The organism is Leisingera sp. M658 (assembly GCF_025144145.1).
GTDB lineage: Bacteria > Pseudomonadota > Alphaproteobacteria > Rhodobacterales > Rhodobacteraceae > Leisingera.
The window spans coordinates 208,742-232,670 of record NZ_CP083546.1 but is presented as its reverse complement, the minus strand read 5'-3'; the positions used below and the strand labels follow the sequence as shown (position 1 = coordinate 232,670).

21 protein-coding genes are annotated in these 23,929 nt (G+C 59.7%); 2 read left to right on the top strand and 19 right to left on the bottom strand.

Translation table 11 applies throughout. The annotated features are described in order from the left end of the window. Nucleotides 1–171: 171 nt before the first annotated feature. The 10 genes from rplP to rpsJ form a co-directional block, all read right to left on the bottom strand. Nucleotides 172–585 carry a 50S ribosomal protein L16 gene (gene rplP, locus K3724_RS01215; RefSeq protein WP_024088541.1) on the bottom strand — a complete coding sequence of 138 codons (414 nt, stop codon included), beginning with the start codon at nucleotides 583–585 and terminating at the stop codon, nucleotides 172–174. A 12-nt stretch (nucleotides 586–597) separates the two neighbouring features. Then, on the bottom strand, nucleotides 598–1,308 hold the full coding sequence (gene rpsC, locus K3724_RS01210; protein WP_044008297.1) for a 30S ribosomal protein S3: 711 nt from the start codon (nucleotides 1,306–1,308) through the stop codon (nucleotides 598–600). Then, on the bottom strand, nucleotides 1,308–1,688 hold the full coding sequence (rplV, locus tag K3724_RS01205) for a 50S ribosomal protein L22 (protein ID WP_035919887.1): 381 nt from the start codon (nucleotides 1,686–1,688) through the stop codon (nucleotides 1,308–1,310). The genes rpsC and rplV overlap by 1 nt, the downstream gene beginning before the upstream one ends. A 3-nt stretch (nucleotides 1,689–1,691) precedes the next feature. Further along, nucleotides 1,692–1,970 (bottom strand): 30S ribosomal protein S19, encoded by a 279-nt coding sequence (rpsS, locus tag K3724_RS01200; RefSeq protein ID WP_024088539.1) that lies wholly within the window; start codon nucleotides 1,968–1,970, stop codon nucleotides 1,692–1,694. Between the two features lie 3 nt (nucleotides 1,971–1,973). Continuing rightward, nucleotides 1,974–2,816 carry a 50S ribosomal protein L2 gene (gene rplB / locus K3724_RS01195; RefSeq protein WP_259989309.1) on the bottom strand — a complete coding sequence of 281 codons (843 nt, stop codon included), beginning with the start codon at nucleotides 2,814–2,816 and terminating at the stop codon, nucleotides 1,974–1,976. Between the two features lie 628 nt (nucleotides 2,817–3,444). Beyond that, a complete protein-coding gene (locus K3724_RS01190; RefSeq protein ID WP_259989307.1) occupies nucleotides 3,445–3,939 on the bottom strand; it encodes a hypothetical protein in 495 nt (164 codons plus the stop codon). Between the two features lie 247 nt (nucleotides 3,940–4,186). Further along, on the bottom strand, nucleotides 4,187–4,483 hold the full coding sequence (locus K3724_RS01185) for a 50S ribosomal protein L23 (protein ID WP_024088533.1): 297 nt from the start codon (nucleotides 4,481–4,483) through the stop codon (nucleotides 4,187–4,189). Beyond that, the gene (rplD, locus tag K3724_RS01180; protein ID WP_259989305.1) at nucleotides 4,480–5,097 is read right to left on the bottom strand and encodes a 50S ribosomal protein L4; all 618 of its coding nucleotides are present in this window, start codon (nucleotides 5,095–5,097) and stop codon (nucleotides 4,480–4,482) included. Before rplD ends, K3724_RS01185 begins: the two co-directional genes overlap by 4 nt. Next, nucleotides 5,094–5,819 (bottom strand): 50S ribosomal protein L3, encoded by a 726-nt coding sequence (gene rplC / locus K3724_RS01175; protein ID WP_027257340.1) that lies wholly within the window; start codon nucleotides 5,817–5,819, stop codon nucleotides 5,094–5,096. The genes rplD and rplC overlap by 4 nt, the downstream gene beginning before the upstream one ends. Before the next feature lie 18 nt (nucleotides 5,820–5,837). After that, nucleotides 5,838–6,152, bottom strand: a complete 315-nt coding sequence (rpsJ, locus tag K3724_RS01170) for a 30S ribosomal protein S10 (RefSeq protein ID WP_019298501.1) — start codon at nucleotides 6,150–6,152, stop codon at nucleotides 5,838–5,840. Between the two features lie 321 nt (nucleotides 6,153–6,473). On the opposite strand from rpsJ, the gene K3724_RS01165 reads away from it, so the two are divergent. Next, a complete protein-coding gene (locus K3724_RS01165) occupies nucleotides 6,474–7,343 on the top strand; it encodes a DUF4238 domain-containing protein (protein WP_259989303.1) in 870 nt (289 codons plus the stop codon). A gap of 305 nt (nucleotides 7,344–7,648) precedes the next feature. On the opposite strand, the gene tuf is transcribed toward K3724_RS01165, so the two are convergent. The 4 genes from tuf to rpsL form a co-directional block, all read right to left on the bottom strand. Then, nucleotides 7,649–8,824, bottom strand: a complete 1,176-nt coding sequence (gene tuf / locus K3724_RS01160) for an elongation factor Tu (RefSeq protein ID WP_259989277.1) — start codon at nucleotides 8,822–8,824, stop codon at nucleotides 7,649–7,651. Between the two features lie 63 nt (nucleotides 8,825–8,887). Continuing rightward, nucleotides 8,888–11,005, bottom strand: coding sequence for an elongation factor G (gene fusA / locus K3724_RS01155; RefSeq protein WP_259989301.1), 2,118 nt, complete (start codon nucleotides 11,003–11,005; stop codon nucleotides 8,888–8,890). Between the two features lie 18 nt (nucleotides 11,006–11,023). Then, on the bottom strand, nucleotides 11,024–11,494 hold the full coding sequence (gene rpsG / locus K3724_RS01150; RefSeq protein WP_027257337.1) for a 30S ribosomal protein S7: 471 nt from the start codon (nucleotides 11,492–11,494) through the stop codon (nucleotides 11,024–11,026). A 15-nt stretch (nucleotides 11,495–11,509) separates the two neighbouring features. After that, nucleotides 11,510–11,881 carry a 30S ribosomal protein S12 gene (gene rpsL / locus K3724_RS01145; RefSeq protein ID WP_008204009.1) on the bottom strand — a complete coding sequence of 124 codons (372 nt, stop codon included), beginning with the start codon at nucleotides 11,879–11,881 and terminating at the stop codon, nucleotides 11,510–11,512. Nucleotides 11,882–12,277: 396 nt separating this feature from the next. Here rpsL and K3724_RS01140 point away from each other — a divergent pair, with 396 nt between their 5' ends. Continuing rightward, complete coding sequence (locus K3724_RS01140; protein ID WP_259989298.1) at nucleotides 12,278–13,084, top strand: putative rhamnosyl transferase; 807 nt, start codon at nucleotides 12,278–12,280, stop codon at nucleotides 13,082–13,084. A 23-nt stretch (nucleotides 13,085–13,107) separates the two neighbouring features. Here the strand turns inward: K3724_RS01140 and K3724_RS01135 are convergent, their stop codons facing one another. From K3724_RS01135 to rplJ, 5 genes are all read right to left on the bottom strand, one after another. Then, nucleotides 13,108–13,923 (bottom strand): putative rhamnosyl transferase, encoded by an 816-nt coding sequence (locus K3724_RS01135; protein WP_259989297.1) that lies wholly within the window; start codon nucleotides 13,921–13,923, stop codon nucleotides 13,108–13,110. A 132-nt stretch (nucleotides 13,924–14,055) separates the two neighbouring features. Then, entirely contained in the window at nucleotides 14,056–18,300 is a 4,245-nt protein-coding gene (rpoC, locus tag K3724_RS01130; RefSeq protein WP_259989295.1) for a DNA-directed RNA polymerase subunit beta', read from the bottom strand. Between the two features lie 52 nt (nucleotides 18,301–18,352). Next, nucleotides 18,353–22,486 (bottom strand): DNA-directed RNA polymerase subunit beta, encoded by a 4,134-nt coding sequence (gene rpoB, locus K3724_RS01125; protein ID WP_259989293.1) that lies wholly within the window; start codon nucleotides 22,484–22,486, stop codon nucleotides 18,353–18,355. 246 nt (nucleotides 22,487–22,732) lie between these two features. Next, on the bottom strand, nucleotides 22,733–23,104 hold the full coding sequence (gene rplL, locus K3724_RS01120) for a 50S ribosomal protein L7/L12 (protein WP_129372232.1): 372 nt from the start codon (nucleotides 23,102–23,104) through the stop codon (nucleotides 22,733–22,735). A gap of 80 nt (nucleotides 23,105–23,184) precedes the next feature. Next, entirely contained in the window at nucleotides 23,185–23,703 is a 519-nt protein-coding gene (gene rplJ, locus K3724_RS01115) for a 50S ribosomal protein L10 (RefSeq protein ID WP_259989290.1), read from the bottom strand. Nucleotides 23,704–23,929 lie beyond the last annotated feature (226 nt).

Here is a 23,929-nt window from a genome sequence, read left to right as displayed (position 1 = left end):
ACCCCGGGGGAGCCGCCAAAGGCGGCGGGGGCAGCGCCCCGGCTGGCGGACACAACGGAAGGACCCCCGCTGATTGCTCAGCGGGGGTCCTTTGATTTTAGAAACCGGCTGCGCTTTCATCGCTCTTGCAGGCAAAAGCAACGGCCGCGCAGGCGGCGGCAAGGCCGCCGTTTACCAGTCTTCGCGAACCACGACGCGGGTCTTGACCGGCAGTTTCATCGCTGCCAGGCGCAGGGCCTCGCGGGCGACTTCGTCGGTGACGCCGTCGATCTCGAACATCACGCGGCCAGGCTTAACCTTGGCTGCCCAGTAGTCCACGGAACCTTTACCTTTACCCATACGGACTTCGGTCGGCTTCGAGGTCACCGGAGTGTCCGGGAAGATACGGATCCAGACACGGCCCTGGCGTTTCATGTGCCGGGTCATGGCGCGGCGGGCAGCCTCAATCTGGCGTGCAGTCACACGCTCAGGAGTGGTTGCCTTCAGGCCATAGGTGCCGAAGTTCAGGTCGGAACCGCCTTTTGCCAGGCCGTGAATCCGGCCCTTGTGCATTTTGCGGAATTTAGTGCGCTTTGGCTGAAGCATCTCAAATCCTCCTTAGCGACGGCCGCCACCGGCACCGCGAGGTGCTGGGCCGTCCTGGATTTCTTGTGCTTTACGGTCACGTGCCGAAGGATCGTGCTCCATGATCTCGCCTTTGAAGATCCAGACCTTGATCCCGATGATCCCATAAGGGGTCACCGCTTCGGTGGGTGCGTAATCGATGTCGGCACGCAGGGTGTGCAGCGGCACGCGGCCTTCGCGGTACCATTCGGTACGGGCGATTTCAGCACCGCCCAGACGGCCAGCGACGTTCACCCGGATACCCAGGGCGCCCATGCGCATGGCGTTCTGCACGGCACGTTTCATCGCGCGGCGGAAGGACACACGGCGTTCCAGCTGCTGAGCGATGGACTCGCCGACCAGAGCAGCGTCGAGTTCCGGCTTGCGGACTTCAACGATGTTCAGGTGCAGCTCGCTGTCGGTCATCGAAGCCAGCTTCTTGCGAAGCACTTCGATGTCCGCGCCTTTCTTGCCGATGATCACGCCCGGACGCGCGGTGTGAATGGTCACACGGCACTTCTTGTGGGGGCGCTCGATGATCACACGGGCGATGCCCGCCTGCTTGCACTCGGTTTTGATGAACTCGCGGATTTTCAGGTCCTCGAGCAGCAGATCACCGTAGTCTTTGGTGTCAGCGTACCAGCGGCTGTCCCAGGTGCGGTTCACCTGCAGGCGCATGCCGATCGGATTGACTTTATGACCCATTAGGCTTGCTCCTCAACTTGACGCACCTTGATGGTGATCTCCGCAAACGGCTTCAGGATTTTGCCGAACCGGCCACGGGCACGCGGACGGCCGCGCTTCATGGTCAGGTTTTTGCCGACCCACGCCTCGGCGACGACCAGTTCATCGACGTCCAGGTTGTGGTTGTTTTCGGCGTTTGCGATGGCGGACTGAAGGCATTTCTTCACGTCTGCTGCAATCCGCTTGTTGGAGAATGTCAGGTCGGTCAGCGCCTTCTCGACTTTCTTGCCACGGATCATCTGAGCCACCAGGTTCAGTTTCTGCGGCGAGGTACGGAGCATGCGCAGTTTTGCCATTGCTTCGTTGTCTGCCACGCGGCGGGGATTCTTTTCCTTACCCATGACTTACTTCCGCTTCGCTTTTTTGTCAGCGGCATGGCCATAATAGGTGCGGGTCGGCGAGTACTCACCGAACTTCTGACCGATCATGTCTTCCGAGACGTTGACTGGGATGTGCTTTTTGCCGTTGTAGACACCAAAGGTCAGACCGACAAACTGCGGCAGGATGGTGGAACGGCGCGACCAGATCTTGATCACTTCATTGCGGCCCGACTCACGCGCTGCTTCGGCCTTTTTCAGGACATAAGCATCAACGAAGGGGCCTTTCCATACGGAACGTGCCATGGATTAGCGGCCTTTCTTCTTGGCGTGGCGCGAGCGGACGATAAGCTTCTGCGACGCCTTGTTTTTGTTGCGGGTCCGTTTGCCCTTGGTCGGTTTACCCCAGGGGGTCACCGGGTGGCGGCCACCGGAGGTCCGGCCTTCACCACCGCCGTGCGGGTGGTCGATCGGGTTCATAACCACACCACGCACCGAAGGACGCTTGCCCTTGTGGCGCATACGGCCGGCTTTACCGAAGTTCTGGTTCGAGTTGTCGGGGTTGCTGACGGCACCGATGGTGGCCATGCATTCCTGACGCACCAGACGCAGCTCGCCCGAGGACAGGCGGATCTGGGCGTAACCGCCGTCACGGCCAACGAACTGAGCGTAAGTACCGGCTGCACGGGCGATCTGGCCGCCTTTGCCGGGCTTCATTTCGATGTTGTGAACGATGGTACCGATCGGCATGCCCGAGAACGGCATTGCGTTGCCCGGCTTGATGTCAGCCTTCGCCGAAGCGATGACCTTGTCGCCGACTGCCAGACGCTGCGGTGCCAGGATATAGGCCTGCTCGCCGTCTTCGTATTTGATCAGCGCGATGAATGCGGTCCGGTTCGGGTCGTATTCGATCCGTTCAACGGTGGCCGCGACATCAAATTTGTTCCGTTTGAAGTCAACGATCCGGTAGAGACGCTTTGCGCCGCCGCCGCGGCGGCGAGAAGTAATCCGTCCGGTGTTGTTCCGGCCGCCCGATTTGGTCAGACCCTCAGTGAGAGATTTGACCGGACGCCCTTTCCAAAGCTCCGAACGGTCGATCAGAACCAGCCCACGCTGGCCCGGCGTCGTCGGCTTATACGACTTAAGTGCCATGCTTTCTGTCTTCCGTTTAGCGTGCAGGCCCTTAGGTTTTTGTCTTTGGACCCGCTATGTGTAAGCCCCCCGCCCGGTTGCCTCCTGTGGAGACGCCCTACTAGGGTGGCCGATGTATAGGGCCCCGAAGGTCCCAAAGTTCAAACATCCTGACAAACGTAACAACCCCGGAACGAATCCGGGGTCTGCAGGATTGGTGCGGCTTAGCAGAGTCGGGGAAAGGTGGCAATGGTTGTATCTATGATTCCATAGAGACAACTCTTCTATTGAACATTCCCCGCTTTCCGACTTCGGTTAGCTCCCTCGCCAACAGTGGTTGACCCTATTCAGCTTTTAGCTGGCTTCAATTAGAAAGACGTGCCAGCGCCGTCCCGCGAGGTGGCGCCCCGACATCGCGTATGGCACTTTATCCCAGCCAAATCCGTAGAACCTCACCGACATGCTGGACACCAGCCAAAGCGCCGCCCCATGGGGGCGGGACATGCCGGAGGCATGCTTTCAGCATGGCGCTGGCGCGGCGGCCTGCGGCCTTGTTCCGCGCCGGGGACCAGACTTCGCCGTGGCGTCATGGGGGCTGCTCCTGCCAATGGCATGCCTTCTGCATAACGCTGGCGCGGCGGGCTGCGCCCTATTGCGCCTCGAGGAACCGGCTGGCGTCCAGAATGGTCTCAGTCAGCCCGGCAAAGAAGCCGGGGAAACTGATATCCACCAGCCCCACGGTTGCCACCCCGTCATTGGCGGCAGTGTCCTGGCCGGTGGTCAAGGCAAATTTTGACGCCGGAGCATTCAGCAATTCCCGGTAGCTCGCCCCCTTGCCATGCTTCAGAACGTTGATCACCAGATAATACTGATGAACTCTCTCGGCGAGGCCGGCTTCCCCGGACTGCGACAGCAGGGATGTCAGTTTCCGCGAAAACGGCCCCCGCCTGAAATGGTGCTGCATCCGCGCCTCGAACAAAGTGAAGATATCGACCGCTTCCGCTTCCAGCGCGGCCGTGGCAGCGCGCAGCTCCTCACTCTGGCCGTCAGGGGTTTGCGCCGCCATGATGCGATCCTCAAGCGTCTTGGCATTGGCCCGCGCCGCCGCGACCAGTTCAGGTAAACTCTGTGAAGGTCCCATCATTCATTCTCCTTAAGGCACCCCTCCCATACGCTATAGCGCCAGGAATGATAGTGCCGGGGCGTCGTTTCTGAACGCTGCCCGTTGCGCAGGCAGCGCACGCGGGGCTTCGCGGACCTTAACCCCCAGCGGTTATTAATCAGCGGACAGATATCACCAAGGAACCCGCCATGCAGACATGCCTGCCCCGCACATACGCAAAAGGCCCCCGCAATCGCGAGGGCCTTCCAAAGTCTCAAAAAGGCAAATCTCAGAGTCCGGTGGACACGTCGATTGTGTTGCCTTCTTCCAGGGTCACATAGGCTTTTTTGACGTCTTTACGACGGCCCATCTGGCCGCGGAACCGCTTGACCTTGCCTTTGGTGATGGTGGTGTTGACCGCCTTCACCTTGACGCCAAAGAGAGCTTCGACAGCTTCTTTGATCATCGGCTTGTTCGAGTCGATTGCCACTTCGAAAACTACCGCGCCGTTTTCGGACGCCATGGTGGTTTTCTCGGTGATGATCGGCTTGCGGACCACGTCGTAGTGTTCTGCTTTCGCGCTCATTTCAGGCGAGCCTCCAGTGCTTCGACACCTGCCTTGGTGATCACCAGGATGTCACGCTTCAGGATGTCATAGACGTTTGCACCCATTGTCGGCAGGATATCCAGGCCTTCAATGTTGCGCGACGCTTTCAGGAAGTCTTCGTTGACCGAAGAGCCGTCGATGACCAGCGCGCGTTTCCAGCCCAGGTTTTTCACCTGTTTGGCCAGAGCGGCGGTTTTGCCTTCGGAGGCTGCATCCTCGATGATGACCAGCTCACCCGCTTTTGCCTTAGCGGACAGCGCGTGGCGCAGACCCAGCTTGCGGAACTTCTTGGTCAGATCGTGGCCGTGCGAACGGACAACCGGGCCTTTGTAGATACCGCCCTTGCGGAAGATCGGCGCGTTGCGGTCACCGTGGCGTGCGCCGCCGGTGCCCTTCTGGCGATAGATCTTCTTGGTCGAATAGGAGGTCTCGGAGCGGGTCTTCACCTTGTGGGTGCCGGCCTGCGCGTTGTTGCGCTGCCAGCGGACCACACGGTGCAGGATGTCCGCACGCGGCTCCAGGCCGAACAGGTCTTCGGACAGCTCGATGTCGCCGGACTTGCCGCCGTCGAGTTTGATCACGTCAAGTTTCATGCTTCACCACCTTCCGCGGGGGCTTCAACAGCCGGTGCATCGGTTGCAGCCGCTTTCAGACCGGCCGGGAACGGCAGACCTTCGGGCGCTTTCTTCTTCACGGCGTCCTTGACGGTAACCCAGCCGGATTTCGGGCCGGGAACGGCGCCTTTGATGAAGACCAGGCCGCGATCGGCGTCGGTTTTCACCACTTCCAGGTTCTGGGTGGTCACGCGGGCAGCGCCCATGTGGCCGGCCATCTTCTTGCCTTTGAAGACTTTGCCCGGATCCTGACACTGACCGGTCGAACCATGCGAACGGTGCGAGATCGACACACCGTGCGTGGCGCGCAGGCCGCCGAAGTTGTGCCGCTTCATGGCACCGGCGAAACCTTTACCGATCGAGGTGCCGGTGACGTCCACTTTCTGGCCAGCCAGGAAGTGTTCGGCCGAAATCTCGGCGCCGACTTCGATCAGCGCGTCTGCGGGGACGCGGAATTCCACCAGCTTGCGCTTCGGCGCAACCTTGGCTGCTGCGAAGTGGCCGCGCATGGCTTGCGACGTGCGCTTTGCCTTGGCGGAACCAGCACCGAGCTGAACGGCGGTGTAGCCGTCTTTGTCATCGGTGCGCTGCGCAACAACCTGCAGGCCGTCCAGCGACAGAACGGTCACAGGGATCTGCTTGCCGTCTTCCAGGAACAGCCGGGTCATGCCGACTTTCTTTGCGATAATACCAGAGCGCATATTCATTACCCTCCGATCTTACGACTGCAGCTTGATTTCGACGTCCACACCAGCGGCGAGGTCGAGCTTCATCAGCGCGTCCACGGTCTGGGGGGTCGGATCAACGATGTCGAGAAGACGCTTGTGCGTCCGGATTTCGAACTGGTCACGGGATTTCTTGTCAACGTGGGGGCCACGCAGAACAGTGAATTTCTCGATCTTGTTCGGCATCGGGATCGGGCCACGAACCTGAGCGCCGGTGCGCTTGGCTGTGTTGACGATTTCCTGCGTGCTGGCATCCAGGACGCGGTAATCGAATGCCTTCAGCCGAATGCGAATGTTTTGGCTTTGCATTACATCTGCCTTTATTGAGGCGTTGAGGTTGAGAGGAGGGCCTGCGACCACCGCGGAACCCTCGTCGAACCCAAAAGGCGGGAATCACCCCGCCTCTATCCGCACATGGCGAACCTGCGCGCTATACGCCTGATGGGGCAATGTGGCAAGGGGTTTCGCGGCGAAACGGTTGCGTTTGCGGCGGACGGTGGGTTTGGGGTTTGTTTAGGGAGTGTTAAAGGGAGCATTAAGGTGAATGGTAAGACCCATCTCAACCATTGAAGGCAGAGTTCTCAGTGTTACGCTACCAATATGATTTAACCAAAATAAGTTAACCGTATCATGCCTAGCAAACGTGCGAAGCGTCACCATGTCGTGCCACAAATACTGCAACACCAGTTCACAGACGCGGAAGGAAAGATTTGGTATTCGGCAAGGAACGACTCTAACCGATATTCAACTCCCGACCGCCGGTCCCCGAAAGGAGCATTTTGGATACGCGACTACTACACAGTTCTGGAGGACGACAAGCTATCCTCTATCATCGAAAGTGATTTCTATGGTGCAGTTGACAATTTTCTTGGGAGAACACTACCAAAGCTAAATACCACCCTTCGAGCCAAGAGTGTCCCTAACATCGCAACGGACACGCTCAAAGACCTGCGGGATGTGGTGTTCGAGATGGCTAAGAGAACACCTCAATTTATTCCAGACTATGAAGGCGACGAAAGTCTAGGGAACACAGCTATCGAAGAAGTGACCAAACTAAACCGAGAAGTATACGGAGACAAAGAACAGTCACAGGTCATAGGAACAGGATTTGGGGGACAAAGCGCTACTGCAGTCGGGCGAGACATTCGTGTGCGCGCCACCCTCCTTCCTAGCCCAAAGTGCGAAGAGGCCCTATCTGAACTAAGTTTGCGATGGGTAAGCGCTCCGCCTCGAAAGTCGTTTGTCCTGTCTGATGTAATTGCGTACCGGATTGGCAATGGCGGTCCGAACGGGCTATCAAATCCGCGCTTTGAACTTTGGATGCCCGTCTCCCCAGCTCATTGCATGGTTTGGCTAAGAGACCCAAACAACCAAGTTTCTCAGTTAACGCAATTACAGCCATCGCACCTGCGCCAGATAAATGAGTATGCAGCGCGCAGAGGTTCACAGATCGCCTCTCATTCGCGCGAACTAGTTTCATCGCTCAGCCGCCAAAAGTAATATTTTCGAGACTCCCAGAAGAACACCCGCCCGGACGCCCCGCGTTCGGGCCGCGCCCGGCCAGCCCGGAGGGCGGGCGCGATTGCATCGCACCCGGAGCTGACGCTCCCTGCGGCCTCAAAAGCTCCACCGGAGCTTTTGCAAGACGGCCTTCGTCCCCTGGCCGGTCCCTGCCCTTTTCAGAGGATGCCGCATAGAAAAAGGGCCGCTCTTTCGAGCGGCCCTTTCTATCATCTCTGAGGTGCGGGCTCTCATTGATTTTGCTGCGCAAAACCAACTGCCGCCCGCCAGACGGCAAAGCCGTCTTACTCGGTGATTTTCGACACAACACCAGCGCCGACGGTGCGGCCGCCTTCGCGGATGGCGAAGCGCAGGCCGTTTTCCATCGCGATCGGCGCGATCAGCTCAACGTCGAACTTCAGGTTGTCGCCGGGCATGACCATCTCGGTACCCTCAGGCAGGGTCACGGTGCCGGTCACGTCGGTGGTGCGGAAGTAGAACTGCGGACGGTAGTTCGCAAAGAACGGCGTGTGGCGGCCGCCTTCTTCCTTGGTCAGGATGTAGGCTTCGGCTTCGAACTTGGTGTGCGGGTTCACCGATTTCGGTGCGCACAGAACCTGGCCGCGCTCAACGCCGTCACGGTCGATACCGCGCAGCAGGGCGCCGATGTTGTCGCCGGCTTCACCGCGGTCCAGCAGCTTGCGGAACATTTCAACACCGGTGCAGGTGGTGGTTTTGGTGTCGCGGATACCAACGATTTCGATCGAGTCGCCAACGTTGATCACGCCGCGCTCAACCCGGCCGGTCACAACGGTGCCGCGGCCCGAGATCGAGAACACATCTTCAACCGGCATCAGGAACGGCTGGTCAACAGCACGCGCCGGGGTCGGGATGTAGTCATCCACAGCGGCCATCAGCTCGCGGATTTTTTCTTCGCCGATTTCCGGCTTGTTGCCTTCCATAGCGGCCAGAGCCGAACCCGCGATGATCGGGATATCGTCGCCCGGGTAGTCGTAGGAGGACAGCAGCTCGCGGATTTCCATCTCGACCAGCTCAAGCAGCTCTTCATCGTCGACCTGGTCAACTTTGTTCATGAAGACAACCATGTGCGGGATGCCGACCTGGCGGCCCAGCAGGATGTGCTCGCGGGTCTGCGGCATCGGGCCGTCAGCGGCGTTCACAACCAGGATCGCGCCGTCCATCTGCGCCGCACCGGTGATCATGTTTTTCACATAGTCAGCGTGGCCGGGGCAGTCGACGTGGGCGTAGTGGCGGCCTTCGGTCTCATACTCGACGTGGGCGGTCGAGATGGTGATGCCGCGGGCTTTTTCTTCCGGTGCGCCGTCGATCTGGTCGTAGGCTTTGAAGTCACCGAAGTATTTGGTGATTGCTGCGGTCAGCGTGGTTTTACCGTGGTCAACGTGGCCGATGGTGCCGATGTTGACGTGCGGTTTTGTACGTTCGAACTTTTCCTTAGCCATGATGGCCTCCTATTGTTTCGAGAGGGGGCCGCTGCGGACGCGAACCCCTCAATTTTTTGACGCTTACGCGAATTTCGCCTGGATCTCTTCCGAGATGTTCTGCGGAACCGGTTCGTAGTGGTCGAACTGCATGGTGAACTGGGCGCGGCCCGAGCTCATCGAACGCAGGGTGTTGATGTAGCCGAACATGTTCGCCAGCGGCACAAACGCGTCGATTGCGATTGCGTTGCCGCGGTTCTCCTGGCCGGACACCTGGCCCCGGCGCGAGGTCAGATCGCCGATGATACCGCCGGTATAGTCTTCCGGGGTAATCACTTCGACTTTCATCACCGGCTCGAGCAGTTTCGCACCAGCCTTGCGCATGCCTTCACGCATGCCCATGCGGGCCGCGATTTCAAAGGCCAGAACCGAGGAGTCCACATCGTGGAACTTACCGTCGATCAGGGCAACTTTGAAGTCGATCACGGGGAAGCCGGCCAGCGGGCCGCTATCCATGACGGACTTGATGCCTTTTTCGACGCCCGGAATGTATTCCTTCGGAACCGCACCGCCAACGATGCGGGATTCGAAGGAGTAGCCTTCGCCCGGCTCTGTCGGCGAGATGATCAGTTTCACCTCGGCGAACTGGCCCGAACCACCCGACTGTTTCTTGTGGGTGTAGGAATGCTCGACCTCTTTGGAGATGGTCTCGCGGTAGGCAACCTGCGGCGCACCGATGTTGGCTTCGACCTTGAATTCACGCTTGAGGCGGTCAACCAGGATATCCAGGTGAAGTTCGCCCATGCCCTTCATGATGGTCTGACCGGACTCGATGTCGGTCTCGACGCGGAAGGACGGATCTTCAGCAGCAAGACGCTGCAGACCCTGGGACATTTTCTCCTGGTCGGCCTTGGTCTTGGGCTCAACCGCGATCTCGATCACCGGATCGGGGAAGGTCATGGTTTCCAGCACGACCGGGTCGTTGACAGCGCAGATGGTGTCACCGGTGGTGGTGTCTTTCAGACCTGCCAGCGCGATGATGTCGCCCGCGAACGCTTCCGTGATTTCCTCACGGTTGTTCGAGTGCATCATCATCATCCGGCCAACGCGCTCTTTCTTGCCTTTGGTCGAGTTCAAGAGCGTGTCGCCCTTGTTCAGGACACCGGAATAGATCCGGGTAAAGGTCAGCGAGCCGACGAAGGGGTCGTTCATGATTTTGAACGCCAGACCCGAGAACGCCATGTTGTCGTCCGCACGGCGGGCGATGTCACGGACTTCTTCTTCGTCACCGGGTTTGAAGCCCATGTAATCAACAACGTCCAGCGGGCTGGGCAGATAGTCGATCACAGCGTTCAGCAGCGGCTGAACACCTTTGTTTTTGAACGCGGAGCCGCCCAGAACCGGCACAAAGGCCATTTCCAGCGTGCCCTTGCGCAGCAGTTTGCGCAGGGTCGGCACGTCAGGCTCTTCGCCTTCCAGGTAAGCTTCCATGGCGTCGTCGTCCATTTCGACGGCCGCCTCGATCATCTTACCGCGCCATTCGTCAGCCATGTCCTTCAGGCTGTCGCGGATCGGTGCTTTGATCCACGATGCGCCAAGGTCTTCGCCCTGCCACAGCCATTCTTCCATGTTGACCAGGTCAACCAGGCCTTCCAGCTCGGTTTCGGCGCCGATCGGCACACCAACCGGAACCGCGCGGGCGCCGGTGCGGTCTTCGATCATGTTGACGCAGTTGAAGAAGTCAGCGCCGATCTTGTCCATCTTGTTGACGAACACCATGCGCGGAACCTTGTAGCGGTCAGCCTGACGCCACACGGTTTCGGTCTGGGGTTCAACACCGGCGTTGGCGTCCAGAACACAGACAGCACCGTCGAGAACCGCCAGCGAGCGTTCAACTTCGATGGTGAAGTCAACGTGGCCGGGGGTGTCGATGATGTTCAGGCGGTGCTTGGGCGAGTCAGCGGTTTCGCCATCCTCGGTGCGTTCCCAGAATGTGGTGGTCGCAGCCGAAGTGATGGTGATGCCGCGTTCCTGTTCCTGCTCCATCCAGTCCATGGTGGCTGCACCGTCGTGCACCTCACCGATGTTGTGGGATTTGCCGGTGTAATACAGGATGCGCTCGGAGCAGGTGGTTTTACCTGCGTCGATGTGCGCCATGATACCGAAGTTACGGTACAGTTCTAGCGGATAGTCGCGTGCCATAGGTCTAGGTCCTCCGGCTTACCAGCGGTAATGGCTGAAGGCTTTGTTCGCCTCGGCCATCTTGTGGGTGTCTTCGCGCTTTTTCACTGCGGTGCCACGGGACTGGACAGCGTCCATCAGCTCGCCTGCAAGGCGCTCTTCCATGGTGTTTTCGTTGCGCTTGCGCGCAGCAGTGATCAGCCAGCGGATTGCCAGTGCTTCACGGCGCTCGGGGCGGACTTCAACCGGCACCTGGTAGGTGGCACCGCCCACACGGCGCGAACGGACTTCGACCGAGGGTTTGATGTTGTCGAGAGCTTCGTGGAACACTTCAACCGGAGCGCGCTTGATTTTGCCTTCAACGCGGTCAAAGGCGTTGTAGACGATACGCTCTGCGACCGACTTCTTGCCGTCGATCATCAGGTTGTTCATGAATTTGGTCAGAACGCGGTCGCCGAACTTGGCGTCGGGCAGGACTTCGCGTTTTTCGGCGGCGTGACGACGTGACATATCAGCCTCTCCTTCTTACTTAGGACGCTTGGCGCCGTACTTCGAACGGCGTTGTTTACGGTCTTTAACGCCCTGGGTATCCAGAACACCGCGCAGGATGTGGTAACGGACACCCGGAAGGTCTTTTACCCGGCCGCCACGGATCAGAACCACAGAGTGCTCCTGAAGGTTGTGGCTTTCACCGGGGATGTAGGAGATCACTTCGAAACCGTTGGTCAGGCGGACCTTCGCAACTTTCCGCATAGCGGAGTTCGGTTTCTTCGGTGTGGTGGTGTACACGCGGGTGCAGACGCCGCGCTTCTGCGGGCACTGCTCGAGGTGCTGGGACTTCGAAACTTTGCGTTTCGGCTGACGCGGCTTGCGGATCAGCTGCTGGATCGTTGGCATTCAGGTTTTCCCCGTTTTCGCAACACTGTCATGCACGCCGGCGCGTGCGGGTGATTTCGCTGCACTTGTGCGTCCACAAGCGCAAAAACCGCAATCGCTCCCATTCCGAGGTGAGACGACGCGGTGAGGTTACAGAGGGCCCGGGTGGTAAAAGTGCCCAAGCCTTGAGCCACTGCAATTTTGAATTCGGCTTTCGAAGAATACACTCCGGGTGCCGGATAAGCGCGCGTATATGGGGAGTCGCCAAGGTTGTCAACAGCGGGCAGAGGCGGCCCTGCCGCCGGCAGGTCCGCACGCGTGTCCGTGCCCCCTGCCCGCCCCGGCCCGCCCTTGCCCGCGGCACCGCACAGCGGCATAGTCGCGGCGGCAGTGCTTTAGTATAAGACGGATTTCAAAATGCAAGTCATCGGATTGTGCCGGTTTTCCTATCCGGCCATCGGCGGGTTCCAAGTGGAGCATGAAACGATTGAGGAGCGGATTGCCTATCTCTATGTCGAAGCCCGGATGGAAGAGCGGTTCCGGCTGCTGGAAACCGTCGCCCTGCCCTGCCTGCGGGAGCAGACTGACCAGGATTTCGACCTGATCATGGTGATCGGCGACAGCCTGCCCCAGGTTCACCGCGACCGGCTGCAGGATCTGATCGCGGACATACCGCAAATCCGGCTTCACGCAGAGCCGCCGCGCAGGCATCGCGAGGTGATGAAAGATCTTCTGAACGGTGCAAGGCGGAAACCCGGCCAGCCCTGCCTGCAATTCAGGTTCGACGATGATGACGCGGTGGCAACGGAATTTGTCGAGCGCCTGCGGGACACCGCAAAAGACTGCGCCAAGCTGTTTGCCAAATCCGCCTCGGCTGCGATTGATTTCAACCGGGGCTATGTCGCGGAGTTCGGCCCGGACGGCATTTCAGCAGCACCAACCGTCCGGCCCTATTTCACCGCAGCCCTTGGCATGCATGTGGCAGCGGGCAGCCGCAAAACGATCATGAACTTTGCCCATCACCGTATTCACCACCACATGCCATCTGTCACCATTACCGACGTCCCCATGTGGGTCCGCAGCCACAACCGGTTCAATGACTCCCGGCAAGACGGCGCCGCAGCTGTCGATGTCGCACCGCTGACGGGCAAGCAGGAAGCTGAATTTGCAACGGTCTTTGGCCTGCGGGCAGCCAAGGTGCGGGCGGCGTTCAAGCCGCGCTAAACCGGCCGCGGCCAGGCTGGCAGCTACGGCAGCAAGGCCTTGAGTCGCGCCGGTGTAAAGCCGAAATGCTCGTTCAGCGCGTCTTCGACCTGGCGGGCGGGCCATTTCCGGGTCAGACCCAGTTGCGCAGGATCCGATTTATTGTCGCCATGAATGGTCCGCAGGAAGGCGGGCACCGAGATGTCGGAAAACGTATTGTAGTGCTGCGCGATTTTGCGGTGGTTGAACGCATAGGGGTTGGCGCGGTGATCCGCCGGAGCAACCAGCGACAGGCCGGTGGACAACGGCGACCGCTCGCAGGTGTCATACAGTTCGGCGCCTTTGGCTGATTTTTCCAGATACAGGCCGCGGTTATGGGCAATGATAAACGGAGTCTGGCCTTCGCCCTGCAACGGGATCATGCCGCGGGCAAAGCCCTTGGTGCGTTTGACGAAATTCCGGTCCAAAGCATCATCATCATCCAGCCGGAACAGAACATGATGGGTGGCACGCCGTAAATTCACCAGGCCAAAAGCGTCCTTCAGCTGCTGGTAGTGCGTGTCCGGCGCCGCACCGTGGCAGAAGATGTTGCTGTAAGGTTCTGTCAGTTCCAGCAGCCGTTCCAGATAGGGATCAGGCAGGTCTTCCGAGGTTAGAACGATCAGCCGGAAACTCGGGTCGCTTTGCTGTGTCAGCGACCGCAGGCACAAATGTTCAAACAGCCTGAAGCGCAATTCCATCCGTTCCGGTGAGAACAGATGTGCTGCCTTTTCCTCCAAACTGTTGAACCGCTCTGAATAGTAATTCGTGCTGAGCACGGAAAACCGCACCAGTCCAATCATCCGCAGCCTGATGTCCATCACCGTCCCCTGCCTGCCAGCCGTGTTGCCCGGCGTGATCCCGCGCCCGGCTGACGATAGCTGTGGTTGCGGATATGAAAAAGCCCCCGCATGAGATCATGCGGGGGCTTTCCTGTAGGTATGTGCCGTGGCTTAGTCGCGGCTTTCCGGGGTTTCGACCAGGATATCCAGATCGTCGCCGCCCATCGCGTCTTCGTCCATCACCGGTGCGGCCAGGGCTGCAGCGGCTTCGGCTTCTTCGCGGCGGGCTTCCAGAACCACGTTGTCGCGGCCCTGGGCAATGGCGCGCACTGCCTGGGTTGCACCACCGGTGCCGGCCGGGATCAGGCGGCCCACGATGACGTTTTCCTTAAGGCCGACCAGCTTGTCCTTCTTGCCCTGCACCGAAGCCTCGGTGAGAACCCGGGTGGTCTCCTGGAAGGAGGCCGCCGAGATGAAGGAACGGGTCTGCAGCGACGCTTTGGTGATGCCAAGCAGGATCGGTGCGCCCTGTGCCGGGCGCTTGCCGCGGGCCAGCGATTTCTCGTTGGCTGCGTCAAACTCCTGCTTGTCCACGTGTTCGCCCTTGAGCAGCGTGGTGTCGCCGGAGTCTGAAATCTCCCACTTCTGCAGCATCTGGCGGACGATCACCTCGATGTGCTTGTCGTTGATCTTCACACCCTGCAGGCGGTAGACGTCCTGGACTTCGTCGATCATGTAGTTGGCCAGAGCCTCGACACCCATGATGGACAGGATGTCATGCGGCGCCGGGTTGCCGTCCATGATGTAGTCGCCCTTCTGGACAAAGTCACCTTCCTGAACCGGAATGTGCTTGCCCTTGGGCACCATGTATTCGACGGCATCCCGCGTCTCGTCCGACGGTTCGATCGCGATGCGGCGCTTGTTCTTGTAGTCGCGGCCAAAGCGCACGTAACCATCGATTTCGGCGATGATCGCGTGGTCTTTCGGACGACGGGCTTCGAACAGTTCGGCAACGCGCGGCAGACCACCGGTGATGTCCTTGGTCTTGGCGCCTTCACGCGGGATACGCGCAACAACGTCGCCAGCCACAACCTGATCGCCATCTTCGACCGAGAGGATCGCATCCACCGACATCGGATAGGTCAGCGGATTGCCAAGGTCGTTGCGCATCGGCTCGCCGTTGCTGTCGACCAGGATGATCTCCGGCTTCAGATCCGAGCCTTTCGGAGCCGTGCGCCAGTCGATCACGATCTTCTGGGTCATGCCGGTGGCTTCGTCGGTCTCGTCACGGACAGCCAGGCCCGAGACCAGGTCCACGTATTTGGCAGTACCCGGCTTCTCGGCGATGATCGGCAGGGTATAGGGGTCCCATTCGAACAGCTTGTCGCCGCGCGCAATGTCCTGACCTTCCTTGACGAACAGCTTGGAACCGTAACCCAGCTTGTGGCTGGCACGTTCTTCGCCGTGTTCGTCCTGGATGATCAGCTTCATGTTGCGGCCCACAACCATGGTCTCGCCGTTGGCGTTTTCCAGGGTCTGCGGCATCTCGAAGACGATCTTGCCTTCCTGGGACGCTTCCTGGAACGACTGCTGGCCACCCTGGGCAACGCCGCCGATGTGGAAGGTCCGCATCGTCAGCTGGGTGCCGGGTTCGCCGATCGACTGCGCCGCGATGATACCCACCGCTTCGCCTTCGTTCACCTTGGTGCCGCGCGCCAGGTCACGGCCATAGCACATGGCGCAGACGCCCTCTTCCGACTCGCAGGTCAGCGGCGAGCGGATACGGGTCGACTGAACGCCGGCCTCTTCCACCGCATCTGCCATACGTTCGTCGATCAGCTGGCCTGCAGCAATGATGACTTCTTCGGTGCCAGGACGCAGGATGTCGTCTGCAGCCACGCGGCCCAGAAGACGTTCGCCCAGGGTCGCGACAACTTCACCATCGTTCACAGCCGCTTCGGCAGTGATCGCACGCTCGGTGCCGCAATCGTTCTCACGCACGATGCAGTCCTGTGCGACGTCCACCAGACGGCGGGTCAGGTAACCCGAGTTCGCCGTCTTAAGCGCGGTATCGGACAGACCTTTACGGGCGCCGTGGGTCGAGTTGAAGTACTCGAGAACGGTCAGGCCTTCTTTAAAGTTCGAGATGATCGGGGTCTCGATGATGTCGCCGTTCGGCTTGGCCATCAGGCCGCGCATGCCGCCCAGCTGCTTCATCTGGGTAACCGAGCCACGCGCACCGGAGTGGGCCATCATGTAAACCGAGTTCGGTTCCATAACGGCACCAGCCTCGTCGCGCTTGTCAGCCGAGATGGTGCCCATCATCGCGTCGGTGACCTTGTCGTTGCACTTGGACCATGCATCGACAACTTTGTTGTACTTTTCGCCCTGGGTGATCAGGCCGTCCATGTACTGCTGTTCAAAGTCCTTCACCTGATCACGGGTTTCTTCAACCAGCGTCCATTTGGTGTCGGGGATCACCATGTCGTCCTTGCCGAACGAAATGCCCGCCTTGAACGCTTCGCGGAAGCCCATGGTCATGATCTGGTCACAGAAGATAACCGATTCCTTCTGACCGCAGTAGCGGTAGACGGTGTCGATGACCTGCTGCACTTCTTTCTTCCGCAGCAGGCGGTTGACCAGCTCAAACGGGGCTTTGACGTTTTTCGGCAGCAGCGCGCCCAGACGGACACGGCCAGGCGTGGTTTCAAACCGCGACTTAACCTCGTTGCCTTCTTCGTCGAACTGGGTGATCCGGGCGGTGATCTTGGTGTGCATGTGCACAACACCAGCGTCCAGCGCATGCTGAACTTCTTCGATCGAGCCGAACACCATGCCTTCGCCCGGCATGCCTTCGCGTTCCAAGGTCACATAGTAAAGACCCAAGATCATATCCTGCGAGGGAACAATGATCGGGGCGCCGTTGGCCGGCGACAGAACGTTGTTCGTGGACATCATCAGAACGCGCGCTTCCAGCTGGGCCTCAAGGCTCAAGGGCACGTGCACAGCCATCTGGTCGCCGTCAAAGTCCGCGTTGAACGCCGAGCAGACCAGCGGGTGCAGCTGGATGGCCTTACCTTCGATCAGCGTGGGTTCAAACGCCTGGATGCCAAGACGGTGCAGCGTCGGTGCGCGGTTCAGCATCACCGGGTGTTCGCGGATCACCTCGTCGAGGATATCCCAGACTTCGGGACGCTCTTTTTCGACCAGCTTCTTCGCCTGTTTCACGGTGCTGGACAGGCCCTTGGCCTCCAGACGCGAATAGATGAAGGGCTTGAACAGTTCGAGCGCCATCTTCTTGGGCAAGCCGCACTGGTGCAGCTTCAGTTCCGGACCGGTCACAATGACCGAACGGCCGGAGAAGTCGACGCGCTTACCCAAAAGGTTCTGACGGAACCGGCCCTGCTTGCCTTTCAGCATGTCGGACAGCGATTTCAGCGGACGCTTGTTGGCACCGGTGATGACGCGGCCGCGGCGGCCGTTGTCGAACAGCGCATCAACGGATTCCTGCAGCATCCGCTTTTCGTTGCGGACGATGATGTCCGGCGCGCGCAGTTCGATCAGCCGCTTCAGGCGGTTGTTCCGGTTGATCACGCGGCGGTACAGGTCGTTGAGGTCAGAAGTCGCAAAGCGGCCGCCGTCCAGCGGCACCAGCGGACGCAGTTCCGGCGGAATGACCGGGATCACGGTCATGATCATCCATTCCGGACGGTTGCCCGATTCCAGGAAGGATTCCACGACTTTCAGACGCTTGATGATCTTCTTGGGCTTCAGTTCGCCGGTGGCTTCGGCCAGTTCGGCGCGCAGCTGCTCGGCTTCGGATTCCAGGTCGATCTGGGCCAGCATGTCACGGATCGCTTCGGCGCCGATATTGGCGGTGAAAGCGTCCACGCCGAAGGCATCCTGAGCGTCCATGAACTCTTCTTCGGTCATCATCTGGCCATAGGACAGATCGGTCAGGCCCGGCTCGATGACAACATAGTTTTCAAAGTACAGAACCCGCTCCAGATCGCGCAGGGTCATGTCCAGCATCAGGCCGATGCGCGACGGCAGCGACTTGAGGAACCAGATGTGCGCAACCGGTGCAGCCAGCTCGATGTGGCCCATCCGCTCGCGGCGGACTTTCTGCAGGGTGACCTCGACGCCGCATTTTTCGCAAACGACGCCGCGGTATTTCATCCGCTTGTACTTGCCGCACAGGCATTCGTAGTCTTTGATCGGGCCAAAGATGCGGGCGCAGAACAGGCCGTCGCGCTCGGGCTTGAAGGTCCGGTAGTTGATGGTCTCAGGCTTTTTGATTTCGCCGTAAGACCAAGACAGGATCCGTTCCGGCGACGCCAGCGAGACTTTGATTTCATCAAAGACCTTGGGCGGCGTCAGCGGGTTGAACGGGTTGTTGGTGATTTCCTGGTTCATTTTGATACCTCAAATTCGTGCGGAAGGGAGGAGGGGGTAAGGGCCGCAGCCCTTACTCTTCTTCCGCATCCAGGAGTTCCATGTTCAGGCCGAGGCCGCGGACTTCTTTCACCAGAACGTTAAACGATTCCGGTACGCCCGCTTCATAGTTGTCCTCGCCCTTGACGATCGACTCATAGACCTTGGTCCGGCCGGCGACGTCATCCGATTTCACGGTGAGCATCTCCTGCAGGGTGTAGGCGGCGCCGTAAGCTTCAAGAGCCCAGACTTCCATCTCACCAAAGCGCTGACCGCCGAACTGCGCCTTACCGCCCAGCGGCTGCTGGGTAACGAGGCTGTAGGGGCCGGTGGAACGCGCGTGGATCTTGTCGTCCACCAGGTGGTGCAGTTTGAGCAGGTACTTGATGCCAACGGTCACGGGACGCGCGAACTGCTCACCGGTGCGGCCGTCGAACAGGATCGACTGGCCGGACTGATCAAAGCCCGCACGCACCAGGGCGTTGTTGACGTCGTCTTCCTTGGCGCCATCAAAGACCGGAGTCGCAATCGGCACACCGCGGGTCACATTGCCTGCGGCTTCCACCAGGGCGGCCTCGGTCATGCTGGCGATGCCTTCGTCATAGACGTCGTCGCCATAGGCGTGGTGCATCGCATCACGGACCGGGGTCAGATCGCCCGAGCGGCGGTATTCCTGCAGCGCGTCGTCCACCTTGATGCCAAGACCGCGTGCGGCCCAGCCCATGTGGGTTTCAAGGATCTGACCGACGTTCATACGCGACGGAACGCCCAGCGGGTTAAGACAGAAGTCGACCGGAGTACCGTCGGCGAGGAACGGCATGTCCTCCATCGGCACCACTTTCGAAATCACACCTTTGTTACCGTGACGGCCGGCCATCTTATCGCCCGGCTGCAGCTTGCGCTTCACGGCGATGAAGACCTTGACCATCTTCATCACACCCGGCGGCAGGTCGTCGCCGCGGCGGACCTTCTCGACCTTGTCCTCGAAACGGGCATCCAGGGCGCGCTTTTGCGCCTCGTACTGTTCGTTCAGGGCCTCGACAACCTGGGCGTCCTTCTCGTCTTCCAGCGCCAGCATCCACCACTGGCCGCGCGACAGCGTGTCCAGCAGATCTTCGGTGATTTCGGCACCCGGACGCACGCCTTTCGGACCTTTGACAGCAACTTTGCCCAGGATCATGCCGCGCAGGCGGGCATAGATGTTGCGGTCCAGGATCGCCAGCTCGTCGTCCCGGTCACGGGCCAGACGTTCGACTTCCTCACGCTCGATCTGCAGCGCACGCTCGTCTTTTTCAACGCCGTGGCGGTTGAAGACGCGGACCTCAACCACAGTACCGTAATCGCCCGGCTTCACGCGCAGCGAGGTGTCGCGCACGTCAGATGCTTTTTCGCCAAAGATGGCGCGCAGCAGCTTTTCTTCCGGAGTCATCGGGCTTTCGCCCTTGGGCGTGATCTTACCGACCAGAATATCGCCCGGTTCCACATCGGCACCGATGTAGACGATGCCCGCTTCGTCGAGGTTGCGCAGGGCTTCCTCGCCGACGTTGGGGATGTCGCGGGTGATTTCTTCCGGGCCAAGCTTGGTGTCACGGGCGGCGACTTCGAATTCCTCGATGTGAACCGAGGTGAAGACGTCGTCACGCGCGATGCGCTCGGAGATCAGGATCGAGTCTTCGTAGTTGTAGCCGTTCCACGGCATGAACGCGACGACCACGTTTTTACCCAAGGCCAGTTCGCCCATATCGGTCGACGGACCATCGGCGATGACTTCGCCCTTGGTCACAGTGTCGCCCACCTTCACCAGCGGACGCTGGTTGATACAGGTGTTCTGGTTCGAACGCTGGAACTTGCGCATACGGTAGATGTCAACGCCCGCGTCGCCCAGCTCCAGATCGGAGGTGGCCCGGATCACGATACGCTGCGCATCGACCTGGTCGATGATGCCCGCACGCTTGGCCTGAATGGCCGCTCCGGAGTCGATCGCCACTTTTTCCTCGATGCCGGTGCCGACCAGCGGCGCCTCGGCCCGCAGAAGCGGAACCGCCTGACGTTGCATGTTCGAGCCCATCAGAGCCCGGTTAGCATCGTCGTTTTCCAGGAACGGGATCAGCGAGGCCGCAACCGATACCAGCTGCTTCGGCGAGACGTCGATCAGGTCCACGCTTTCGCGCGGCGCCAGGGTGTAGTCGCCGGACTGGCGGGTAGAGACCAGATCGTTGATGAACTTGCCATCTTCGTCCAGGGTCGCGTTCGCCTGCGCCACAGTGTGGCGCATTTCTTCGGTCGCGGACATGTAGTGAACTTCGTCAGTCACCTTCGCTTCGTTCACGACGCGGTAGGGTGTCTCAATGAAGCCGTACTTGTTCACACGGGCAAAGGTCGCCAGCGAGTTGATCAGACCGATGTTCGGGCCTTCCGGCGTTTCAATCGGGCACATCCGGCCATAGTGGGTCGGATGCACGTCGCGGACTTCAAAGCCTGCGCGCTCGCGGGTCAGACCGCCGGGGCCAAGCGCCGAGAGACGGCGTTTGTGGGTGACTTCCGACAGCGGGTTGGTCTGGTCCATGAACTGCGACAGCTGCGAGGAGCCGAAGAATTCACGCACCGCGGCCGCAGCGGGCTTGGCGTTGATCAGATCCTGCGGCATCACGGTGTCGATCTCGACCGAGGACATACGTTCCTTGATCGCGCGCTCCATCCGCAACAGGCCGACGCGGTACTGGTTTTCCATCAGCTCGCCGACGGACCGTACACGGCGGTTGCCAAGGTGGTCGATGTCGTCGATATCGCCGCGGCCGTCCCGCAGGTCGACCAGCGCTTTGATACAGGCGACGATGTCTTCCTTGCGCAGGGTGCGCTGGGTGTCCTCGGCGTCCAGTGCCAGGCGCATGTTCATCTTCACGCGGCCTACTGCGGACAGGTCGTAACGCTCGCTATCGAAGAACAGGGTGTCGAACAGGGCCGACGCAGCCTCGACGGTGGGCGGCTCGCCCGGGCGCATCACACGGTAGATATCCATAAGCGCGGTGTCGCGGGACCGGTTCTTGTCCTGCGCCATAGTGTTGCGCATGTAGGGGCCGACGTTGACGTTGTCGATGTCCAGCACCGGAATGTCGGTGATGCCGGCATCCAGCAGACCTTTCAGCGAGCCGCCGATCAGTTCGCCGTCTTTGTCGTATTCCAGGGTCAGCTCATCACCGGCTTCGACATAGATCGCGCCGTTTTCTTCGTTGATGATGTCCTGGGAGACATATTTGCCGACAATATGCTCGAAGGGCACCAGAAGCTCGGTGATGGTGCCTTCTTCGATCATCTTCTTGACGGCGCGCGGGGTGACCTTCTTGCCGGCTTCGCAGATGATTTCGCCAGTGGCCGCATCGACCAGATCATAGGTCGGGCGGGTGCCGCGCACACGGTCGGGGAAGAACGGGGTAACCCAGCCGCGGGACTTTTCAAGCTTGAACTGGACGGTGTTGTAATAGGCGCTCATGATGGCGTCCTGGTCCAGGCCCAGGGCGTACAGCAGAGTAGTCACCGGCAGTTTGCGGCGGCGGTCGATACGGGCAAAGACGATGTCTTTGGCGTCGAATTCGAAATCCAGCCAGGAGCCGCGGTACGGGATGATGCGGCAGGCAAACAGCAGCTTGCCCGAGGAGTGGGTCTTGCCTTTGTCGTGGTCAAAGAACACGCCCGGCGAACGGTGCATCTGGGACACGATCACACGCTCGGTGCCGTTGACGACAAAAGTGCCGTTCGGGGTCATCAGGGGCATGTCGCCCATGAAGACATCCTGTTCCTTGATGTCTTTTACCGACTTGGCGCCGGTATCTTCGTCCACATCAAAGACGATCAGGCGCAGGGTGACCTTCAGCGGCGCGCTGTAGGTCATGTCGCGCTGCATGCACTCTTCGACGTCGTATTTCGGTTTTTCAAACGCGTATTTGCCGAACTCCAGGACCGAGGTCTCGTTGAAGTCCTTGATCGGGAAAACCGATTGGAACACACCTTTGATGCCTTCGCCGTCCAGCGGCTCGGCTTCATCGCCAGAGCGCAGGAACAGGTCGTAGGAAGATTTCTGCACCTCAATGAGGTTCGGCATCTCCAGCACTTCGCGGATTTTGCCGTAGTATTTGCGTAGACGTTTCTGGCCAAGGAACGATTGAGCCATGTCAGATGTCACCTTTCGAGTTCTCACCGGTCAAGGATGCCGCCGGGCCCCGGCACCTTGCCCATACGAGACAGCGCGTTCGGATCAATTCATGGCCACCGTCCCGAAGGCAGCCTCCCGATCCTTTGAACTCCGCCTGAAAAAACGCCTCCTCAGAGGCCCTTTCTAAGACAGGTTCGGCTGGGCCCGGAAAACTCCGGACCCAGCCAAATTTCCGATGCATCAGAAATGCACCAGGAGCAGGGCTTAGGCCAGCTCGACTTCGGCGCCAGCTGCTTCCAGCTTGGCTTTGACGTCTTCGGCTTCGTCCTTGGACACGCCTTCTTTGATCTTGCCGCCGGCTTCGACCAGTTCTTTGGCTTCTTTCAGGCCCAGACCGGTCAGACCGCGGACTTCTTTGATCACGTTGATCTTGGAAGCGCCGGCGTTCTTCAGAACGACGTCGAATTCGGTCTTTTCTTCTTCAGCAGCTGCGCCGCCGTCGGCCGCAGCCATGACAACTGCGCCGCCAGCTGCGGGCTCGATGCCGTACTCATCCTTCAGGATGGTTTTCAGTTCTTGTGCTTCCAGCAGGGTCAGACCCACGATGCTTTCTGCGAGTGCTTTCAGATCAGCCATTGTATCAGCTCTTTCCGTTTACAGTATGTGTGTTCCAACGTGCAGGCTTTGCCCCACGCCAGTCATTCAGTGCCAACCGCTTACGCAGCTTCCGCCTTCTCTTCGATGGTCGAAAGGATGCTTGCGATGTTGCTTGCAGGTGCGCCAATTGCGCCGGCGATGTTGGAAGCGGGTGCGCCAATGCAGCTTGCGATCTGAGCAATAAGCTCGTCGCGGGACGGCATTTTCGACACGGCTTCGACGCCTGCGCGGTCCAGAGCATTCTCACCCATTGCGCCGCCGAGGATTTCAAACTTCTTGTTATCCTTGGCGAAACCCTCGGCCACTTTTGCAGCGGACACGGGGTCTTCGGAATAGGTCAGAACGGTCATCCCTGTCAGCAGGCCAGACATGTTTTCACACGGCTTTCCCTCGAGGGCGATTTTGGCGAGCCTGTTTTTGGCAACACGCACAGAGCTGTTCGCGTCGCTTGCACGCGCGCGCAGATCCTGCATCTCGGCAACTGTCAGACCGGCGTAGTGGGCAACCACTACGACGCCAGAGCTTTCGAAGATCTGGCCGAGTTCCTCGACCACTTTCTCTTTCTGGGCTCTATCCACAGTTCTCTCCAAGTTAGGGATGCTTGTGCACCCCGGCTCATATTTGCCGGTCCGTAAGGCCCGGCGTTCAGGTCCGTTTTACGGGATGAGCCAAATCCGCCCGAGGGAATGAAAACCCTCGATCTTCTTGGTCTGTACCCGTCTCAGGAGGGAGATTAAGGCCCGATCGAAAGGCCACCCACCATCTTGGACGAAATGAAATAAAGCGCACGACGAATCGCACGCT

Excerpts from the sequence above, each read along its gene's own strand:
- rplP (WP_024088541.1), bottom strand. The coding sequence starts at position 585 with ATGCTTCAGCCAAAGCGCACTAAATTCCGCAAAATGCACAAGGGCCGG.
- rpsC (WP_044008297.1), bottom strand. The coding sequence starts at position 1,308 with ATGGGTCATAAAGTCAATCCGATCGGCATGCGCCTGCAGGTGAACCGC.
- rplV (WP_035919887.1), bottom strand. The coding sequence starts at position 1,688 with ATGGGTAAGGAAAAGAATCCCCGCCGCGTGGCAGACAACGAAGCAATG.
- rpsS (WP_024088539.1), bottom strand. The coding sequence starts at position 1,970 with ATGGCACGTTCCGTATGGAAAGGCCCCTTCGTTGATGCTTATGTCCTG.
- rplB (WP_259989309.1), bottom strand. The coding sequence starts at position 2,816 with ATGGCACTTAAGTCGTATAAGCCGACGACGCCGGGCCAGCGTGGGCTG.
- K3724_RS01190 (WP_259989307.1), bottom strand. The coding sequence starts at position 3,939 with ATGATGGGACCTTCACAGAGTTTACCTGAACTGGTCGCGGCGGCGCGG.
- K3724_RS01185 (WP_024088533.1), bottom strand. The coding sequence starts at position 4,483 with ATGAGCGCGAAAGCAGAACACTACGACGTGGTCCGCAAGCCGATCATC.
- rplD (WP_259989305.1), bottom strand. The coding sequence starts at position 5,097 with ATGAAACTTGACGTGATCAAACTCGACGGCGGCAAGTCCGGCGACATC.
- rplC (WP_027257340.1), bottom strand. The coding sequence starts at position 5,819 with ATGCGCTCTGGTATTATCGCAAAGAAAGTCGGCATGACCCGGCTGTTC.
- rpsJ (WP_019298501.1), bottom strand. The coding sequence starts at position 6,152 with ATGCAAAGCCAAAACATTCGCATTCGGCTGAAGGCATTCGATTACCGC.
- K3724_RS01165 (WP_259989303.1), top strand. The coding sequence starts at position 6,474 with ATGCCTAGCAAACGTGCGAAGCGTCACCATGTCGTGCCACAAATACTG.
- tuf (WP_259989277.1), bottom strand. The coding sequence starts at position 8,824 with ATGGCTAAGGAAAAGTTCGAACGTACAAAACCGCACGTCAACATCGGC.
- fusA (WP_259989301.1), bottom strand. The coding sequence starts at position 11,005 with ATGGCACGCGACTATCCGCTAGAACTGTACCGTAACTTCGGTATCATG.
- rpsG (WP_027257337.1), bottom strand. The coding sequence starts at position 11,494 with ATGTCACGTCGTCACGCCGCCGAAAAACGCGAAGTCCTGCCCGACGCC.
- rpsL (WP_008204009.1), bottom strand. The coding sequence starts at position 11,881 with ATGCCAACGATCCAGCAGCTGATCCGCAAGCCGCGTCAGCCGAAACGC.
- K3724_RS01140 (WP_259989298.1), top strand. The coding sequence starts at position 12,278 with ATGCAAGTCATCGGATTGTGCCGGTTTTCCTATCCGGCCATCGGCGGG.
- K3724_RS01135 (WP_259989297.1), bottom strand. The coding sequence starts at position 13,923 with ATGGACATCAGGCTGCGGATGATTGGACTGGTGCGGTTTTCCGTGCTC.
- rpoC (WP_259989295.1), bottom strand. The coding sequence starts at position 18,300 with ATGAACCAGGAAATCACCAACAACCCGTTCAACCCGCTGACGCCGCCC.
- rpoB (WP_259989293.1), bottom strand. The coding sequence starts at position 22,486 with ATGGCTCAATCGTTCCTTGGCCAGAAACGTCTACGCAAATACTACGGC.
- rplL (WP_129372232.1), bottom strand. The coding sequence starts at position 23,104 with ATGGCTGATCTGAAAGCACTCGCAGAAAGCATCGTGGGTCTGACCCTG.